Origin of the sequence: Staphylococcus sp. GDY8P57P, assembly GCF_017892585.1 — a bacterium.
GTDB lineage: Bacteria > Bacillota > Bacilli > Staphylococcales > Staphylococcaceae > Staphylococcus > Staphylococcus borealis.
This window is the reverse complement of the sequence record NZ_JAESLK010000018.1, coordinates 96,555-113,642: the sequence shown is the minus strand read 5'-3', so window position 1 is coordinate 113,642 and position 17,088 is coordinate 96,555. Positions and strand designations below refer to the sequence as shown.

The following is a 17,088-nucleotide window of genomic DNA, read 5'->3' as shown; positions in this document are numbered from 1 at the left end:
ACATAAATTGCAATATACATACAAAGACTGATAAAATTTGATAGATTTTAAGGTAAAATAAAAAGTATTATTTTCATCAAAGTGATTAATGCATCCAATAAAAATGATGCAATTGATTTACAGTCATATTAGGAGGCTACAATGTTTCATTCCAAGCATGCACATTTCGTAAATGGTATCACGTTAAATGTGAGAAATTTAGCTAATTTAAGACCATTTTATGAAACGGTATTAGGATTTGAAGTGATTACCGAAACACACCAATCTGTCCAATATGAGATTGGTCAATCTAATCATTTTATAACTTTAAAAGAAATTGTAAATGGTAGGGAACCGCTGTTATCTGAAGCCGGATTATTTTATATAGGTATATTGCTTCCTAATATAGCAGATTTAGCAGATTTACTTGTACAAATGACAGATTTTGAAATTCCAGTAAATGGTGGAGAACAAAGTGTCTGTACCTCTCTTTTTATTGAAGATCCAGAGGGAAATGCATTTAAGTTTTATGTCGATCACGATATAGATGACTGGGTGTACGATAATAAATATGTGAAATTGGATGTTGAAGCAATTCATGTTCCACGATTATTAACGCATGTAACAGATCAAACTTGGCAAGGCATTCCTAAAGGAACTAAAATTGGAAATGTATCTCTTAAATCGATACGTATGTCTGAAGTCAAATCATATTATTTAAACTATTTTGGGCTTGAAACATCTGCATATTTGGATAAGTTTTCACTCTATATGTCTTCAAATCAATATCATCATCATTTAGCAATTAATCAATGGTTATCAAGTACAAAGCGCGTTATGAATCCTATCACATATGGTCTCGCATTAATTGATTATTATTATCCTGAAACAACGCATATCGATGTTAAGGGTCCAGACGGACTTCAATTTAGATTTAATTTTATAGAAGTAGTGTGATTAAATGAAGAAATTTATAGCTATAATGTTTTTAGGTAGTGCACTTTTCACTGTTGGTGCAATATATGATGGTATTGATAATCAAGATATGACGCAACCTACAATTCATTTTTGGGAAAAGAATCCAATGAAATTCAATTTATATGCTAAGGGGCAGTGTACGTATTACGTGTTTGACAGAATACGACAAGATGGTAATATGATTAGCAATAAATGGGGTGATGCTAAGTATTGGGCTGCCAAAGCTGATGAAGAAGGATATACAGTAAATAATGAACCTAGTGTTGGCGCAATTTTGCAATATCCTAAAGGTCAATATGGTCATGTAGCATATATAGATAAAGTTCACCAGGATGGGTCGCTAACAGTATTTGATATGAACTATAATAAACCGTATGAAGTGACAAAAAGAACAGTTCATGACAATCAAGTAGACGAATTTAATTATATTCATCCAAAGGAAAATAAAAATGAAACAGCATAGTGAACTACAGTTACACCTCTCATGAGTTATTTGTAACTGTAGCTTTTTTTATGTATGGGAGTAAGCTATAATGTAGAGTGTTGTCAAAGTGTAGTGTGTGAATGGAGGCACGTGAATGAAAAAGAAATATTATATAACGATATCTTTAATCGTAGCAATCACAATATTAATCATTGATCAAGTAACTAAACGTATAATAGCTACAACAATGAATATTGGTGATTCGTATGAGGTTATTCCCAATTTTTTAAATATAACATCACATAGAAATAACGGTGCGGCGTGGGGAATATTAAGTGGTAAAATGGGATTCTTTTATATTATTACGCTTATAATTCTCGTCGTACTTGTATTATTTTATATTAAAGAAGCAAAGTATAATCTGTTTATGCAAGTTGCAATTAGTTTATTATTTGCAGGCGCATTAGGTAACTTTATTGATCGATTAGTAAATGGTGAAGTAGTTGATTTTGTTGATACGACTATTTTCGGATATGATTTTCCAATATTTAATGTTGCGGATTCAAGTCTAACAATAGGTGTATTATTCATCATCATTGCCTTACTTAAAGATGCAAATTCGAAAGAGTAGGAGGCTGTAATTTGAAAACACATGAATTTAAAATAGAAGATCAAGCTTATGTTGGACAGCGTATTGATAAATTATTACCTGAATTCAACAATGACTGGTCAAGAAGTCAAATACAAGATTGGATTAAAGACGATTTAGTAACAGTAAATGACAAAGTGATTAAATCTAATTATAAAGTTAAATTAAATGACAGTATTATCGTTACTGAAAAGGAAGTCGTTGAAGCTGATATTCAGCCGGAAAATTTAAACTTAGATATTTATTATGAAGATGAAGATGTTGCGATTGTATATAAACCTAAAGGTATGGTAGTTCACCCTTCACCAGGTCATTATTCAGGTACACTGGTTAATGGATTAATGTATCAAATTAAAGATTTATCTGGTATTAATGGTGAGATTCGTCCTGGTATCGTACATCGTATCGATAAAGATACATCAGGGTTATTAATGGTTGCGAAAAATGATATCGCGCATCGTGGTTTAGTTGAACAGTTAATGGATAAATCTGTTAAGCGAAAATATACTGCATTAGTACATGGAAATATTCCACATGATTACGGTACAATCGATGCGCCAATAGGAAGAAATGAGAAAGATAGACAATCTATGGATGTTGTTGATAATGGTAAAGAAGCCGTGACACATTTCAATGTGTTGGAACATTTTAAAGATTATACATTAATTGAGTGTCAATTAGAGACAGGGCGTACACACCAAATCCGTGTGCATATGAAATATATAGGATTTCCTCTTGTTGGAGACCCTAAATATGGTCCGAGAAAGACACTTGATATTGGGGGTCAAGCTTTACATGCAGGGGTTATTGGGTTTGAACATCCAGTCACACATGAATACATTGAACGACAAGCGGAGTTACCTGAAGCATTTGAAACATTATTAGAAGATATCCGTTTAAGAGAAGCTTAAGTTAATCATTCAATTGTCTAAAATGGAATTTAATCTAATAAAAAGTATTATTTAACACAGATAATTTTAAAATTTGCATTGACTTATAAGTCAAAAAGCATTAAGCTAATAACAGTTCAAAAAGAAAACGATGTCTTTAAACGAAAGTCCAGAGAGGCTTCAAAGACAATGAGTATAATTCTATACACTTTCTTAAAATCATTCATTGAGCACATTGATGAATTGTATAATGAGAATGACTTTATCATGTATCGTATAAACGTACATGTCCGTATATAAATTAAACCTCATGTCTTTGATTAAAGACATGAGGTTTTTTAATATTAAGAGGTGAGATAATGTCTGAACGTATCATCATGGATGAAGCTGCAATACAACGTACTGTAACGCGTATGGCGCACGAAATTCTAGAATACAATAAAGGTACAGAAAATCTTGTGTTACTCGGTATCAAAACGAGAGGCGAATACTTAGCACGACGTATTCAAGACAAAATCAATCAAATTGAACAAAAAGCAGTTCCGACAGGCACAATTGATATTACTCATTTTAGAGATGATATTGAAATTGCTAACAAGAAAATCACTCAAGACGCAATAGATATTGATGCTGATATTAATAACAAGGTCGTCATCATTATTGATGATGTGCTTTACACTGGTAGAACTGTTAGAGCTTCACTAGATGCGATTCTATTACATTCTCGACCAATTAAAATTGGATTGGCTGCACTTGTAGATCGAGGACATCGTGAGTTGCCTATCAGAGCCGATTTTGTAGGAAAAAATATTCCAACTGCTAAAGAAGAATCCGTTTCTGTGTTCTTAAATGAAAAGGATTCACAGAACGCAGTTATAATTGAATAAAGGCCTTTTAAATCAGTACGAGAGACTGAAAAAGGTAAAGTATTCAATAGTGAGTGTCAGTATGAAAGTTTCAAAATAAGTAGTAATGTGCTCACTAAAACAGAATACTTTGTCACGTATGTACAGATCACGTTGGATATGAAAACGTATCTGCTTACTAAATACGATTTTTTAGTCTCTTTACATTTATATGTTAAAGAGACTTTTTTTATGAAAGGAAGAAAAAATGGAAAATGAACAAATGTTTGAACGCACCGTTAAGCCGGTGTTAGATGTACAGGATAAACCGCAACCGGCACAGTGGGCATTACTGAGTTTGCAACATCTATTTGCAATGTTTGGTTCTACTGTATTAGTACCATTCCTTACTGGCTTACCTATATCAGCTGCTTTACTTGCATCAGGAATAGGAACATTGCTTTACATCCTAATTACTAAAGCAAAGATTCCAGCATATTTAGGGTCAAGCTTCGCATTTATCACACCAATTATTACAGGATTGAGTACGCACAGTCTAGGCGATATGTTGGTCGCATTATTCGCTAGTGGCGTCATGTACGTCATCATCGGTATTCTAATCAAAATAAGTGGTACAGGATGGTTAATGCATTTACTTCCACCAGTAGTAGTGGGGCCAGTAATCATGGTGATTGGTTTAAGCCTAGCACCAACAGCAGTTAATATGGCAATGTTTGAGAATTCAGGTGATATGAAAGGGTACAACTTAAGCTATTTAGTTGTAGCACTTATCACATTACTTGTAACCATTATTGTCCAAGGGTTCTTCAAAGGATTCTTATCACTGATACCGGTACTTATTGGTATCATCGTCGGCTACATTGTTTCAATCTTTATGGGATTAGTAAACTTTTCAAATATTGCGAAAGCAAATTGGATTGACTTCCCTCACATCTATTTACCGTTTAAAGATTATGTACCGTCGATACACCTTGGTTTAATACTCGTCATGTTACCAATCGTGTTCGTAACAGTGAGTGAGCATATCGGTCACCAAATGGTAATCAATAAAATTGTAGGTAGAAACTTCTTCGAGGATCCAGGTTTACATCGCTCAATTATCGGTGATGGTGTGTCAACCATGTTCGCAAGTATTATTGGTGGTCCACCAAGTACAACATACGGCGAAAACATCGGTGTTCTCGCAATAACAAAAATTTATAGTGTTTATGTTATTGGTGGCGCAGCGGTCATCGCGATTGTCTTATCATTCATTGGAAAGTTCTCAGCGTTGATTTCATCAATACCTACCCCGGTAATGGGCGGCGTATCCATCTTGCTCTTCGGTATTATTGCAGCAAGCGGACTCAGAATGTTAGTTGAGAGCAATATCGATTTCGCAAGCAACCGTAACCTAGTCATTGCTTCAGTCATCTTAGTTGTAGGTATTGGTAACTTACTTATCAATTTAAAAGGTTTAGGTGTAAACCTTCAAATCGAAGGTATGGCACTCGCAGCACTTTCAGGTATTATCTTAAATTTAATTTTGCCAAAAGAAAAACAGGAATCAAAAAACTAATTTAACAAGGATTATTTATCAGGAGGCGCTTTATGAATAACTTATTATCTATGGAACATTTATCTAACGAGGACATTTACGATTTAATTCAAACAGCTTGTGATTATAAATCAGGAAAACAACCATTACCACAATTCGAAGGAAAGTTTGTTTCAAATTTATTCTTCGAAAACTCAACACGTACTAAATGTAGCTTTGAAGTAGCAGAGCAAAAATTAGGTCTTAAAGAAGTTAACTTTGAAACAAGTACATCATCAGTACAAAAAGGAGAATCACTGTACGACACATGTAAAACGCTTGAGAGCATCGGCGTTGATTTACTTGTCATAAGACATTCTCAAAATGCATATTATGAAGAACTAGAAAATCTTAATATCCCAATTGCAAATGCTGGTGATGGTAGTGGTCAACACCCTACACAAAGTTTATTAGATATCATGACAATTTATGAAGAGTATGGGTCATTTGAAGGATTAAATATCTTGATCTGTGGTGATATTAAAAATTCACGTGTAGCAAGAAGTAATTTCATAAGCTTAACATCACTAGGCGCAAATGTGATGTTCTCAAGTCCAGATGAATGGGTTGATGAATCTTTAGATGCACCATATGTGCAAATTGATGATGTTATCGACCAAGTAGACATTGTTATGTTATTACGTGTTCAACATGAACGCCATGGTATAACGGGTGAAGCTAACTTCGAGGCAAATGATTACCATGAACAATACGGTTTAACAATGGATAGATATAATAAGTTGAAAGATAAAGCAATTGTTATGCACCCTGCACCAGTTAATAGAGGTGTTGAAATTGATTCTGAATTAGTGGAAGCACCTAAGGCACGAATTTTCAAACAAATGACAAATGGCATGTATTTAAGAATGTCAGTAATCAATAAACTATTATCAGGAAAAGAGGCGTAAACGTTGAAATTAATCAAAAATGCTCAAATTTTAGATAACGGTGAACTTAAGCAAACATCTATTTTAATTGACGGTCAACATATTAAAGAAATAAGCAATAATATTGAAGTTGATGAAAGTGTTGAAGTAATTGATGCACAAGGACATTTTGTAGCACCTGGTTTAATTGATGTTCACGTTCATTTACGTGAACCAGGTGGAGAACATAAAGAAACGATTGAAACAGGTACGAAAGCTGCAGCTCGTGGTGGGTTTACAACTGTATGTCCAATGCCAAATACACGTCCAGTACCGGACACTGTTGAACATATGGAGCGTTTACAACAATTAATTCAAGATAACGCACAAGTACGTGTATTACCATATGCATCTATAACCGTACGCCAAGCTGGAAAAGAACATGTTGATTTTGAAGCACTAGCTAAGCAAGGTGCTTTTGCGTTCACAGATGATGGCGTAGGTGTACAAGAATCAGCAATGATGTATGAAGCAATGCAACAAGCAGCTAAAGTTAATAAAGCTGTGGTAGCACACTGCGAAGATAATAGTTTAATTTATGGTGGTGCAATGCACCAAGGTAAACGAAGCGAAGCGTTAGGTATACCTGGCATTCCGAATATTTGTGAAGCGGTACAAATCGCGAGAGATGTGCTACTAGCTGAAGCAGCAAATTGTCATTATCATGTATGTCATGTTTCAACGAAAGAAAGTGTTAGAGCAATTCGTGATGCTAAAGCAGCAGGTATTCATGTGACAGCTGAAGTCACACCACATCACTTATTACTAACTGAAGATGATGTACCAGGTGATAATGCAATTTATAAAATGAATCCACCTTTAAGAAGTAAAGAAGATAGAGAAGCCTTATTAGAGGGGTTATTAGATGGAACGATAGATTGTATTGCAACTGACCATGCACCACATGCGAAAGAAGAGAAAGCACAACCGATGACTAAAGCACCTTTCGGTATTGTAGGAAGTGAAACTGCATTCCCATTACTATATACGCATTTTGTAAAAAATGGAGATTGGTCATTGCAACAATTAGTGGATTACTTAACTGTTAAACCAGCGCAAGTATTTGATTTACCATATGGCAAATTGGAAGAAGGACACTTTGCTGATTTAACAATGATTAATCTGGAAGAAGAACGCGAAATCAAAGCTGAAGATTTCTTATCTAAAGCAGATAATACACCTTTTATTGGTTACAAAGTTTATGGTAACCCAATTTTAACTATGGTAGAAGGCGAAGTTAAATATAAGGAGGATAAATAAATGCTTGAGCGACGCTATCTTGTATTAGAAGATGGGACTTATTATGAAGGATATCAATTGGGATCTAACGACTTATCAGTTGGAGAAATCGTATTCAACACAGCGATGACAGGATACCAAGAAACAATCTCAGACCCTTCATATACTGGTCAAATCATTACATTCACATACCCATTAATTGGTAATTACGGTATTAACCGAGATGACTTTGAAGCACTAACACCAACATTAAATGGTGTAGTAGTGAAAGAAGCAAGCACTCATCCAAGTAACTTTAGAAATCAAAAAACGTTACACGATGTGCTTGTGCAATACAAGATACCTGGTATCTCAGGCGTAGATACACGTAGTATTACTCGTAAGATTAGACAGCATGGTGTACTCAAGGCAGGGTTCACTGATAATCGAGAGGACATTGACACACTAATCAGTACATTACAAGATACAACGTTACCTCGAAATGAAGTGGAAACAGTATCTACTAAAACACCATACGTCTCTACAGGATCTGATTTGAGTGTCGTCTTGTTAGACTTTGGTAAAAAGCAAAACATTGTAAGAGAATTAAATTTGCGTGGGTGCAATGTGACAGTAGTACCTTATGACACATCGGCTGAAGAGATATTAGCTATGTCACCTGATGGCGTGATGTTATCTAATGGCCCTGGTGACCCAGATGTGGTAGAAGTTGCATTGGATATGATTAACGGTATTTTAGGCAAAATTCCATTCTTCGGTATATGCCTAGGACATCAATTATTCGCGCTATCTCAAGGTGCGACGTCATTTAAAATGAAGTTCGGTCATCGTGGTGCAAATCACCCTGTAAAAGATTTACGAACTGGAAAAGTAGATATCACAAGTCAAAACCATGGTTACGCTATTGATAAAGCGTCATTGGCACATACTGACTTAGAAGTGACACATATTGCGTTAAATGATGGTACGGTTGAAGGATTAAGACATAAGACATTACCAGCATTTTCGGTGCAATATCATCCTGAAGCACGACCAGGCCCAAGCGATTCAAATTATTTATTCGATAAATTTATGTCTATGATGAAAGAATTTAAAGAAAAGGAGCAAACAGCAAATGCCTAAACGTGACGATATACAAACGATTCTAGTTATTGGATCAGGTCCAATTATCATTGGACAAGCTGCAGAATTTGATTACGCAGGTACTCAAGCGTGCCTTGCTTTAAAAGAAGAAGGCTACCGTGTCATATTAGTCAACTCTAACCCAGCAACGATTATGACAGATAAAGAAATTGCAGATAAAGTTTATATCGAACCGTTAACACATGACTTTATTGCACGTATTATTCGTAAAGAACAGCCTGATGCACTGTTACCAACATTAGGTGGTCAAACAGGTTTGAATATGGCAATTCAATTACATGATAGTGGTGTACTTGAAGCAAATAATGTGAAATTACTAGGTACGGAATTAAAGTCAATTCAACAAGCAGAAGATAGAGAATTATTTAGATCATTAATGAATGATTTAAATGTACCTGTCCCTGAAAGTGATATTGTAAATACTGTTGAACAAGCATTTGCGTTTAAAGACGAAGTAGGCTATCCACTCATTGTTCGTCCTGCCTTTACAATGGGAGGTACTGGTGGTGGTATTTGCTACAATGATGATGAATTAAAAGAAGTAGTGAGCAATGGACTACATTACAGTCCAGCGACACAATGTTTAATTGAAAAATCTATCGCGGGCTACAAAGAAATTGAATATGAAGTAATGCGAGATAAAAATGACAATGCAATTGTTGTTTGTAATATGGAAAATATCGACCCAGTGGGTATTCATACTGGAGACTCTATCGTAGTAGCGCCGAGTCAAACGTTATCAGATGTTGAATATCAAATGTTGCGTGATGTATCTTTAAAAGTAATTAGAGCATTAGGTATTGAAGGTGGATGTAACGTCCAACTTGCATTAGACCCACACTCATTCAATTACTATATTATAGAGGTAAATCCACGTGTATCACGATCATCAGCGCTTGCATCTAAAGCAACTGGATACCCAATTGCAAAATTAGCGGCAAAAATAGCAGTAGGATTAACATTAGATGAGATGCTTAACCCTGTCACAGGGACATCATATGCTGCCTTTGAACCAACATTAGATTACGTTATTTCAAAGATACCAAGATTCCCATTTGATAAATTTGAAAAAGGCGAACGTGAATTAGGTACTCAAATGAAAGCTACTGGTGAAGTAATGGCTATCGGACGTACATATGAAGAATCGTTATTGAAAGCAATACGTTCACTTGAATATGGTGTACACCATTTAGGCTTACCAAATGGAGAAAGTTTTGATTTAGATTATATTAAGGAACGCATCAGTCATCAAGATGATGAAAGACTCTTCTTTATAGGTGAAGCAATTAGACGTGGTACGACGCTTGAAGAAATACATAATATGACGCAAATTGATTATTTCTTCTTAAATAAATTCCAAAATATTATTAATATCGAACATGAGTTGAAAGCACACCCTGGAGATTTAGACTACCTTAAATATGCTAAAGACTATGGCTTTAGTGACAGAGTGATTGCACATCGATTCGGTATGACTGAAGCAGAAGTTTATCAATTGCGCCAAGAAAACGGCATTAAACCTGTATACAAAATGGTTGACACTTGTGCTGCGGAATTTGAGTCAACAACACCCTATTACTATGGCACTTATGAGACTGAAAATGAATCCATCGTGACAGATAAAGAAAAAATCTTGGTACTTGGATCAGGTCCAATTCGAATTGGGCAAGGGGTGGAATTTGACTATGCTACTGTACATGCAGTATGGGCAATTCAAAATGCCGGATACGAAGCAATTATCGTGAATAATAATCCTGAAACAGTATCGACTGACTTTTCAATATCAGATAAATTATACTTCGAACCATTAACTGAAGAAGATGTAATGAATATCATCAATTTAGAACAACCTAAAGGCGTAGTCGTGCAATTTGGTGGCCAAACGGCAATTAACTTAGCGGATAAATTAGCTAAACATGGGGTTCAAATATTAGGAACGTCTTTAGAAGATTTAAATCGTGCCGAAGATAGAAAAGAGTTCGAAGCCTTACTGCATACCATTAATGTACCTCAACCTAAAGGTAAAACTGCGACTTCTCCAAAAGAAGCACTTGAAAATGCCCGTGAAATTGGCTACCCGGTTGTGGTGAGACCATCATATGTACTCGGTGGTCGTGCTATGGAAATAGTGAATAGCGACGTTGAATTAGAAAACTACATGGAACAAGCTGTTAAAGCGAGCCCAGAACATCCAGTATTGGTAGATAGATATTTAACTGGTAAGGAGATAGAGGTTGATGCGATATCAGACGGTGAAACAGTCATCATTCCTGGTATCATGGAACACATCGAACGTGCAGGTGTTCATAGTGGTGACTCAATTGCTGTTTATCCGCCCCAAACTTTAAGCCAAGAAGATATTAATACGTTAGAAGACTACACAATTAAATTAGCTAAAGGGCTTAATATCGTAGGCTTGATTAATATCCAATTTGTGATCGCACATGATGGTGTTTACGTACTAGAAGTAAACCCTCGTGCAAGTCGAACGGTACCATTCTTAAGTAAAATCACAGATATTCAAATGGCACAACTTGCGATGCAAGCTATAATGGGAACACAGCTTAAAGCGTTAGGCTATAAGCAAGGCATCCAACCATATTCAGAAGGTGTCTATGTGAAAGCACCTGTCTTCAGTTTTAATAAATTGAAAAATGTCGATGTGACTTTAGGACCAGAAATGAAATCTACCGGTGAAGTGATGGGTAAAGATCTAACTTTAGAAAAAGCACTTTATAAAGGATTAACGGGTAGTGGTGTAGAAGTTAAAGATCATGGTACTGTACTTATGACAGTAAGTGATAAAGATAAAGAGGAAATTGTAAAAATTGCTCACCGTTTAAATGAGGTAGGATATAAGATTTTAGCTACTCAAGGAACGGCACAAAAATTAGAAGAACATCATATTCCAGTTGAAGTTGTAGGTAAAATTGGTGGCGATGATGATTTATTAACACGTATCCAAAATGGTGAAGTACAAATTGTCATTAATACCATGACTAAGGGTAAAGAAGTAGAAAGAGACGGTTTCCAAATTCGTCGTACAACAGTAGAAAATGGTGTGCCATGTTTAACATCATTAGATACTGCGAATGCTTTAACAAATGTGATTGAAAGTATGACATTTTCAATGAGAACGATGTAATATGACAATTCAAGAACGACAAGGTTGTATGTAGTCAGGATTTCCTTAGTCAGACGACTGCGACCGCGTCGTTCATTTTCAAAGGAGTTATAATATGAAAGATTTACCTATCATAGCATTAGATTTCGAATCCGCAGAAAAAGTGAATACATTTTTAGATCAATTTGATGAACCACTTTTCGTGAAAATCGGAATGGAACTCTTCTATCAAGCAGGGCCAGAGTTCATTAAATCTATTAAATCACGTGGTCATGATATTTTCTTAGATTTGAAGCTACATGATATTCCAAACACAGTTGAAAAAGCAATGGAAGGCTTAGGAAAGTTAGATGTCGATTTAGTTAATGTGCATGCAGCTGGTGGTACAGCCATGATGAAAGCTGCAGTAAGGGGATTGCACAAATTTAGTAATGATACAAAGATTATTGCTGTTACACAATTAACATCTACAACTGAAGAAATGTTGCGTAATGAGCAAAACATTCAAACAACAATCGAAGAAGCCGTATTAAACTATGCGACATTAACGCAACAAGCAGGTTTAGATGGTGTTGTATGCTCTCCATTAGAAGCAGAATTATTAACAAATGAATTAGGTTCAGACTTTTTAAAAGTAACACCTGGAATTAGACCACAAGGGGCAGCTGTAGATGATCAAAAGCGAATCACTACACCTGAAGACGCTAAACAATTAGGGGCAACACATATTGTAGTTGGACGACCAATCACGCAAAGTGAGAATCCTGTAGAAAGTTATCACACTATTAAAGAAAGTTGGTTAAGTTAATATGGCAAAAGAAATAGCAAAATCTTTATTAGATATCGAAGCAGTAACATTATCTCCAAACGACCTATATACATGGAGTTCAGGAATTAAATCTCCGATATACTGTGATAATCGTGTAACATTAGGCTATCCAGAAGTACGAAGTGCCATCCGTGATGGATTGAGCCAGTTGATTATTGAACAATTCGGTGATGTAGATATTATATCTGGTACAGCAACAGCAGGTATTCCGCATGCAGCGTATATCTCTGAGAAATTAAATTTACCAATGAATTATGTTCGTTCGAAAAGCAAAAGCCATGGAAAACAAAACCAAATTGAAGGCGCTTTAAGCAAAGGCAAGAACGTCGTCGTTGTCGAAGATTTAATCTCAACAGGTGGATCTTCAATTACTGCAGTTGAAGCATTAAAAGAAGCCGGGGCCAATGTCGTAGGTGTAGTAGCCATTTTCACTTATGGCTTAAAGAAAGCAGATGACATGTTTAATGATATCAATGTCCCTTACTACACATTAAGTAACTATAATGAGTTAATTGAAGTTGCACGTGAAGAAGGTAAAATTTCTGAGCATGATATACAAACTTTAGTTGAATGGAGAGACAACTTGTAATATGCTATGTCAAAAGGGGGATTGATTAATATGACGGATAGTGAAGCGAATCGCTTCTATAATAATATGAAGCACGTTAATGAATTCTTATATAGAGATGAAGACTTCAAATCCCCAGACAACGCAATGTCGATTGATAATAGCATTAAAGAAATAAGTAAAAATCAATCTAAAGTAAACATGGACTCATTTGTACATACAAGTGACCTCTTTAAAAAGGCTAAGCAATCGCTTAGACAAAAGGGTAAAATCGATTAAAAAAACGTGGTATAGGCGCGCACAATCATCTAAAGTAATAGATGAAATGTTCTCATATCTATACCACGTTTTATATGTTTAGAAATATAATACATAACGCTTAGCGAATAAAAATTTTAATAAGCACCCATCCGATAAGTAAAACAATAAGCATACATAAAATAGGTATAACAAGATGCATCATAATTGAAAGCCTCCAATTGAACTTTATTTTAATTTTAACTTGAAAATAGAATAAGTCAAAAATTTAGATTAACGAAATTATATATTTAAATTTTTTCAAAATGATATAGATTAGTTTAAAATAAGTATTAAAGATAAAGAGAGGGGAATCAATGTGGAAATACCTAAAATAACAACATTTCTAATGTTTAATAATCAAGCAGAAGAAGCAATTAATTTATATACGAGTCTGTTCGATAATAGTGAAATTTTAACTATGGTTAAATATGGAGAGGATGGACCGGGTGTGCCAGGCACAGTACAACATTCTATATTTACGCTAAATGGGCAAGTATTTATGGCAATTGATGCGGATAATGGTGAGAATTTGCCCATGAATCCGTCAATTTCTTTATATATTACGGTTGATAACGCGATGGAAATGGAACGACTATTCAGTGGTTTGAAGAAAGAAGGCGCAATATTAATGCCTAAAACTGCGATGCCACCATTCCGTGAATTTGCATGGGTACAAGATAAATTTGGGGTTAGTTTTCAACTCGCATTACCTGAAAAATAAAACATGGGATTAGAACTGAATGTAGTTGTGCGTTCGGTTCTAATCCCTTTTTTAAATATTGTTTCATCATTTTAGTGACTGTGCGATGCAGCTTATTTAACTTTCATGCTTTGAATTTTGTCATAATCTGGCGTTGCAAATAATGTTTTTTGATTATCATACGTTACAAATCCTGGTTTAGCACCAGAAGGTTTGTGAACATTTCTAATTTCTGTATAGTCTACAGGAATTTGTCCAGAATTTCCGGCTTTTGAGAAATAACCAGCTAACATAGCAGCTTCTTTAATCGTTTGTTCACTTGGTGCATCATTAAGAATAACGACATGAGATCCTGGAATATCTTTTGTATGGAACCAAATATGTGACTTTTGAGCTTTACGATTTGTTAAATAATCATTTTGTTTATTATTTTTGCCTACCAGTATTGTATCCCCATCTGTAGAAAGATAGGTTTGAAGTTGAATTTTATCATTCTTTTTCTTTTTAACGTTTTTACGTTGTTTCATAAATCCTTGTTCTGCGAGTTCATCACGAATATCATCTATCTCATCAACCGTAATATGGTCGAGTTGTTGTTCGATATTTGCAAAGTAATCGATGTTCTCGCGCGTTAATTGAATTTGATGATTTAATTCGCGTTCACGTGTTTTCATTCGATTATATTGCTTGTAATAATATTGTGCATTAACTGACGGTGATTTAGTAGGGTTTAATGGAATCGTAATGTCTTCATTTGTATAGTAATTGAGAACAGTTACAGCATCATCGCCTTGCTTAATGCGGTAAATATTAGCAGTAATGAGTTCACCGTATAGTTGCTGTTTATCTTTATCTTTAGCACTTTCATACTCCGTAATCAGTTTGCTCAATTTATGTTGATATTTTTGAGATTGCTGTTGAACAAAGCGTACTAAATCATTTGCGCGTTGTTTGACACGTTCGCGTTCTCCGCGGGCATCATAATACCGATCTAACAATTCATGTAAGGATGCATATTCAACCATATCATCATGAAATTGTTCTAATTTCATGAAGTAAAAATCTTCTTTACCAGTTTCATGATTTTTATGGAAAACAGGTACAGGTGTTTGTAACGTTTGAGCGATAACCTCATCATAAGCTTTAGGTAGTGTGTCTGTTGTCATAAATTGATAGCGATTGACAATTTCATTAGTAATCAGTGGACTAAAGCCTTCAAACGTGTTCAATAACTGCTTTGCAAGTTTACCACTATTAAAATCTACATATTTTAAAGCTTCATCCCCAGAAACGTCAAATGGATTTAATTTATTTTGTGTTGGTGGTGCTTCATATTTAAAACCCGGCATAACCGTACGATACTGATTTGTATTCGGGGTTAAATGTTTAAATCCTTCAATAATTTTATAATTTTCATCGACAAGTAATAAATTGCTATGTTTACCCATAATTTCTAAAATAACGGTGCGATAAATGGTATCCCCAATTTCATCTTTACTTTCAACATCGATTTCAATACGGCGGTCATTACCGATTTGACGTACTGATTTAATAATGCCACCTTCTAAATGTTTTCTAAATACGCGTGCGAACATTGGTGGTTCAAATGGGTTATCATACTTCTTCGTTGTGATATGCATTCTTGAGAAACTAGGGTGTATGGATAGTAATAGTTGATGATTTTTGCGATTTTGGCGTACAACCATAAGAATCGTATCATTTTCTGGTTGATTAATCTTATGAATTCGACCAGATACTATAAACTGTAGTGATTCAACTATTTTTTTAGTGAATAAGCCATCATATGCCATAAATAATTTCCACCTTCAATTTAATCATTCAGTATATTGTAACATGGTAAAAAGATAGCGTCATGATTTAAGTTTATGTTACATACTCTATACAATTTTCACTACAATATGATATTATATTTAAATAATAGAAGAATAGCTTAGAGAGGTCGTAAGGCATGGATAATGAAAAAGGATTACTAATTGTTCTTTCAGGTCCTTCAGGAGTAGGTAAAGGAACTGTACGCAAAGAGATATTTGATGATCCAACTACATCATATAAGTACTCTATTTCAATGACGACACGTAATATGCGTGAAGGCGAAGTTGATGGTGTAGATTACTTTTTTAAGACGAAAGAAGAATTTGAAGCTTTAATTCAGGAAGATCAATTTATTGAATATGCTGAATACGTTGGGAATTACTATGGTACGCCTGTTCAATATGTTAAAGATACTATGGCTGCTGGACATGATGTATTTTTAGAAATTGAAGTAGAAGGTGCTAAACAAGTAAGAAAGAAATTTCCAGATGCATTATTTATCTTCCTTGCACCACCTAGCTTAGACCATTTGAAAGAACGATTAGTTGGACGTGGCACTGAGTCAGATGAGAAGATTCAAAGCAGAGTAAATGAAGCACGTAAAGAAGTAGAGATGATGAATCTTTATGATTACGTTGTAGTCAACGATGAAGTCCATTTAGCGAAAGATCGTATTCAATCAATTGTTGAAGCAGAACACTTAAAACGCGAACGTGTTGAAGCTATATATAGAAAAATGTTATTGGAGGCCAAAAAATAATGTTAAACCCACCATTAAACCAGTTACAATCGAAAATCAATTCTAAGTATTTAATTGCTACGACTGCAGCTAAGCGTGCACGTGAATTAGATGAAAGACCTGAAACAGCTTTATTAAGTGGATATCATTCAGCTAAACCAGTTGGTGAAGCATTAGAAGAAATTGCTAGCGGTAAAATTACACCAGTCGTTTCTGACGAATTCACTATGTAAAACCAAATGAAATTAATTTATCCATATGCACATCTTATTGATTTGAGTATTACGCTTCTTCAATAAGATGTGTCTTTTTAATTACACCTTTA

Annotated in this window: 17 protein-coding genes; 16 read left to right on the top strand and 1 reads right to left on the bottom strand. The window is 34.9% G+C overall.

From position 1 onward, the window contains the following. Nucleotides 1–141 precede the first annotated feature (141 nt). From KA878_RS05690 to KA878_RS05625, 14 genes are all read left to right on the top strand, one after another. Nucleotides 142–936: a VOC family protein gene (locus KA878_RS05690; protein ID WP_193839448.1), complete on the top strand. Its 795-nt coding sequence runs from the start codon at nt 142–144 to the stop codon at nt 934–936. Nucleotides 937–940: 4 nt separating this feature from the next. Then, nucleotides 941–1,420: a CHAP domain-containing protein gene (locus tag KA878_RS05685; protein WP_075108622.1), complete on the top strand. Its 480-nt coding sequence runs from the start codon at nt 941–943 to the stop codon at nt 1,418–1,420. 115 nt (nt 1,421–1,535) lie between these two features. Continuing rightward, a complete protein-coding gene (gene lspA, locus KA878_RS05680) occupies nt 1,536–2,012 on the top strand; it encodes a signal peptidase II (protein ID WP_075108623.1) in 477 nt (158 codons plus the stop codon). Between the two features lie 11 nt (nt 2,013–2,023). Then, nucleotides 2,024–2,941 (top strand): RluA family pseudouridine synthase, encoded by a 918-nt coding sequence (locus tag KA878_RS05675; RefSeq protein WP_075108624.1) that lies wholly within the window; start codon nt 2,024–2,026, stop codon nt 2,939–2,941. 338 nt (nt 2,942–3,279) lie between these two features. After that, entirely contained in the window at nt 3,280–3,807 is a 528-nt protein-coding gene (gene pyrR, locus KA878_RS05670; protein WP_075108625.1) for a bifunctional pyr operon transcriptional regulator/uracil phosphoribosyltransferase PyrR, read from the top strand. A 226-nt stretch (nt 3,808–4,033) separates the two neighbouring features. Beyond that, nucleotides 4,034–5,344 (top strand): uracil-xanthine permease family protein, encoded by a 1,311-nt coding sequence (locus KA878_RS05665; protein WP_193839447.1) that lies wholly within the window; start codon nt 4,034–4,036, stop codon nt 5,342–5,344. A 32-nt stretch (nt 5,345–5,376) separates the two neighbouring features. After that, nucleotides 5,377–6,270, top strand: coding sequence for an aspartate carbamoyltransferase catalytic subunit (locus KA878_RS05660; protein WP_053029205.1), 894 nt, complete (start codon nt 5,377–5,379; stop codon nt 6,268–6,270). 3 nt (nt 6,271–6,273) lie between these two features. Beyond that, nucleotides 6,274–7,548 (top strand): dihydroorotase, encoded by a 1,275-nt coding sequence (locus KA878_RS05655; protein WP_196334688.1) that lies wholly within the window; start codon nt 6,274–6,276, stop codon nt 7,546–7,548. Continuing rightward, nucleotides 7,549–8,649, top strand: a complete 1,101-nt coding sequence (locus KA878_RS05650; protein WP_193839445.1) for a carbamoyl phosphate synthase small subunit — start codon at nt 7,549–7,551, stop codon at nt 8,647–8,649. After that, on the top strand, nt 8,642–11,815 hold the full coding sequence (gene carB / locus KA878_RS05645) for a carbamoyl-phosphate synthase large subunit (RefSeq protein WP_193839444.1): 3,174 nt from the start codon (nt 8,642–8,644) through the stop codon (nt 11,813–11,815). Before KA878_RS05650 ends, carB begins: the two co-directional genes overlap by 8 nt. A gap of 94 nt (nt 11,816–11,909) precedes the next feature. Next, entirely contained in the window at nt 11,910–12,602 is a 693-nt protein-coding gene (pyrF, locus tag KA878_RS05640) for an orotidine-5'-phosphate decarboxylase (RefSeq protein WP_053029209.1), read from the top strand. Between the two features lies 1 nt (nt 12,603). Further along, nucleotides 12,604–13,212, top strand: a complete 609-nt coding sequence (pyrE, locus tag KA878_RS05635; protein WP_070855472.1) for an orotate phosphoribosyltransferase — start codon at nt 12,604–12,606, stop codon at nt 13,210–13,212. Nucleotides 13,213–13,242: 30 nt separating this feature from the next. Next, nucleotides 13,243–13,470: a hypothetical protein gene (locus KA878_RS05630; protein WP_070855474.1), complete on the top strand. Its 228-nt coding sequence runs from the start codon at nt 13,243–13,245 to the stop codon at nt 13,468–13,470. 337 nt (nt 13,471–13,807) lie between these two features. Next, nucleotides 13,808–14,212 carry a VOC family protein gene (locus tag KA878_RS05625; protein ID WP_053029212.1) on the top strand — a complete coding sequence of 135 codons (405 nt, stop codon included), beginning with the start codon at nt 13,808–13,810 and terminating at the stop codon, nt 14,210–14,212. Nucleotides 14,213–14,304: 92 nt separating this feature from the next. Here KA878_RS05625 and KA878_RS05620 read toward each other — a convergent pair whose 3' ends face one another. Then, a complete protein-coding gene (locus tag KA878_RS05620; protein WP_193839443.1) occupies nt 14,305–16,002 on the bottom strand; it encodes an Rqc2 family fibronectin-binding protein in 1,698 nt (565 codons plus the stop codon). Between the two features lie 158 nt (nt 16,003–16,160). On the opposite strand from KA878_RS05620, the gene gmk reads away from it, so the two are divergent. Both gmk and rpoZ read left to right on the top strand, forming a co-directional pair. Continuing rightward, the gene (gene gmk / locus KA878_RS05615; RefSeq protein ID WP_053029214.1) at nt 16,161–16,784 is read left to right on the top strand and encodes a guanylate kinase; all 624 of its coding nucleotides are present in this window, start codon (nt 16,161–16,163) and stop codon (nt 16,782–16,784) included. Continuing rightward, complete coding sequence (rpoZ, locus tag KA878_RS05610; RefSeq protein WP_011275989.1) at nt 16,784–16,996, top strand: DNA-directed RNA polymerase subunit omega; 213 nt, start codon at nt 16,784–16,786, stop codon at nt 16,994–16,996. The genes gmk and rpoZ overlap by 1 nt, the downstream gene beginning before the upstream one ends. Nucleotides 16,997–17,088: the final 92 nt, after the last annotated feature.

Excerpts from the sequence above, each read along its gene's own strand:
- KA878_RS05690 (WP_193839448.1), top strand. The coding sequence starts at position 142 with ATGTTTCATTCCAAGCATGCACATTTCGTAAATGGTATCACGTTAAAT.
- KA878_RS05685 (WP_075108622.1), top strand. The coding sequence starts at position 941 with ATGAAGAAATTTATAGCTATAATGTTTTTAGGTAGTGCACTTTTCACT.
- lspA (WP_075108623.1), top strand. The coding sequence starts at position 1,536 with ATGAAAAAGAAATATTATATAACGATATCTTTAATCGTAGCAATCACA.
- pyrR (WP_075108625.1), top strand. The coding sequence starts at position 3,280 with ATGTCTGAACGTATCATCATGGATGAAGCTGCAATACAACGTACTGTA.
- KA878_RS05665 (WP_193839447.1), top strand. The coding sequence starts at position 4,034 with ATGGAAAATGAACAAATGTTTGAACGCACCGTTAAGCCGGTGTTAGAT.
- KA878_RS05660 (WP_053029205.1), top strand. The coding sequence starts at position 5,377 with ATGAATAACTTATTATCTATGGAACATTTATCTAACGAGGACATTTAC.
- KA878_RS05650 (WP_193839445.1), top strand. The coding sequence starts at position 7,549 with ATGCTTGAGCGACGCTATCTTGTATTAGAAGATGGGACTTATTATGAA.
- carB (WP_193839444.1), top strand. The coding sequence starts at position 8,642 with ATGCCTAAACGTGACGATATACAAACGATTCTAGTTATTGGATCAGGT.
- pyrF (WP_053029209.1), top strand. The coding sequence starts at position 11,910 with ATGAAAGATTTACCTATCATAGCATTAGATTTCGAATCCGCAGAAAAA.
- pyrE (WP_070855472.1), top strand. The coding sequence starts at position 12,604 with ATGGCAAAAGAAATAGCAAAATCTTTATTAGATATCGAAGCAGTAACA.
- KA878_RS05630 (WP_070855474.1), top strand. The coding sequence starts at position 13,243 with ATGACGGATAGTGAAGCGAATCGCTTCTATAATAATATGAAGCACGTT.
- KA878_RS05620 (WP_193839443.1), bottom strand. The coding sequence starts at position 16,002 with ATGGCATATGATGGCTTATTCACTAAAAAAATAGTTGAATCACTACAG.
- gmk (WP_053029214.1), top strand. The coding sequence starts at position 16,161 with ATGGATAATGAAAAAGGATTACTAATTGTTCTTTCAGGTCCTTCAGGA.
- rpoZ (WP_011275989.1), top strand. The coding sequence starts at position 16,784 with ATGTTAAACCCACCATTAAACCAGTTACAATCGAAAATCAATTCTAAG.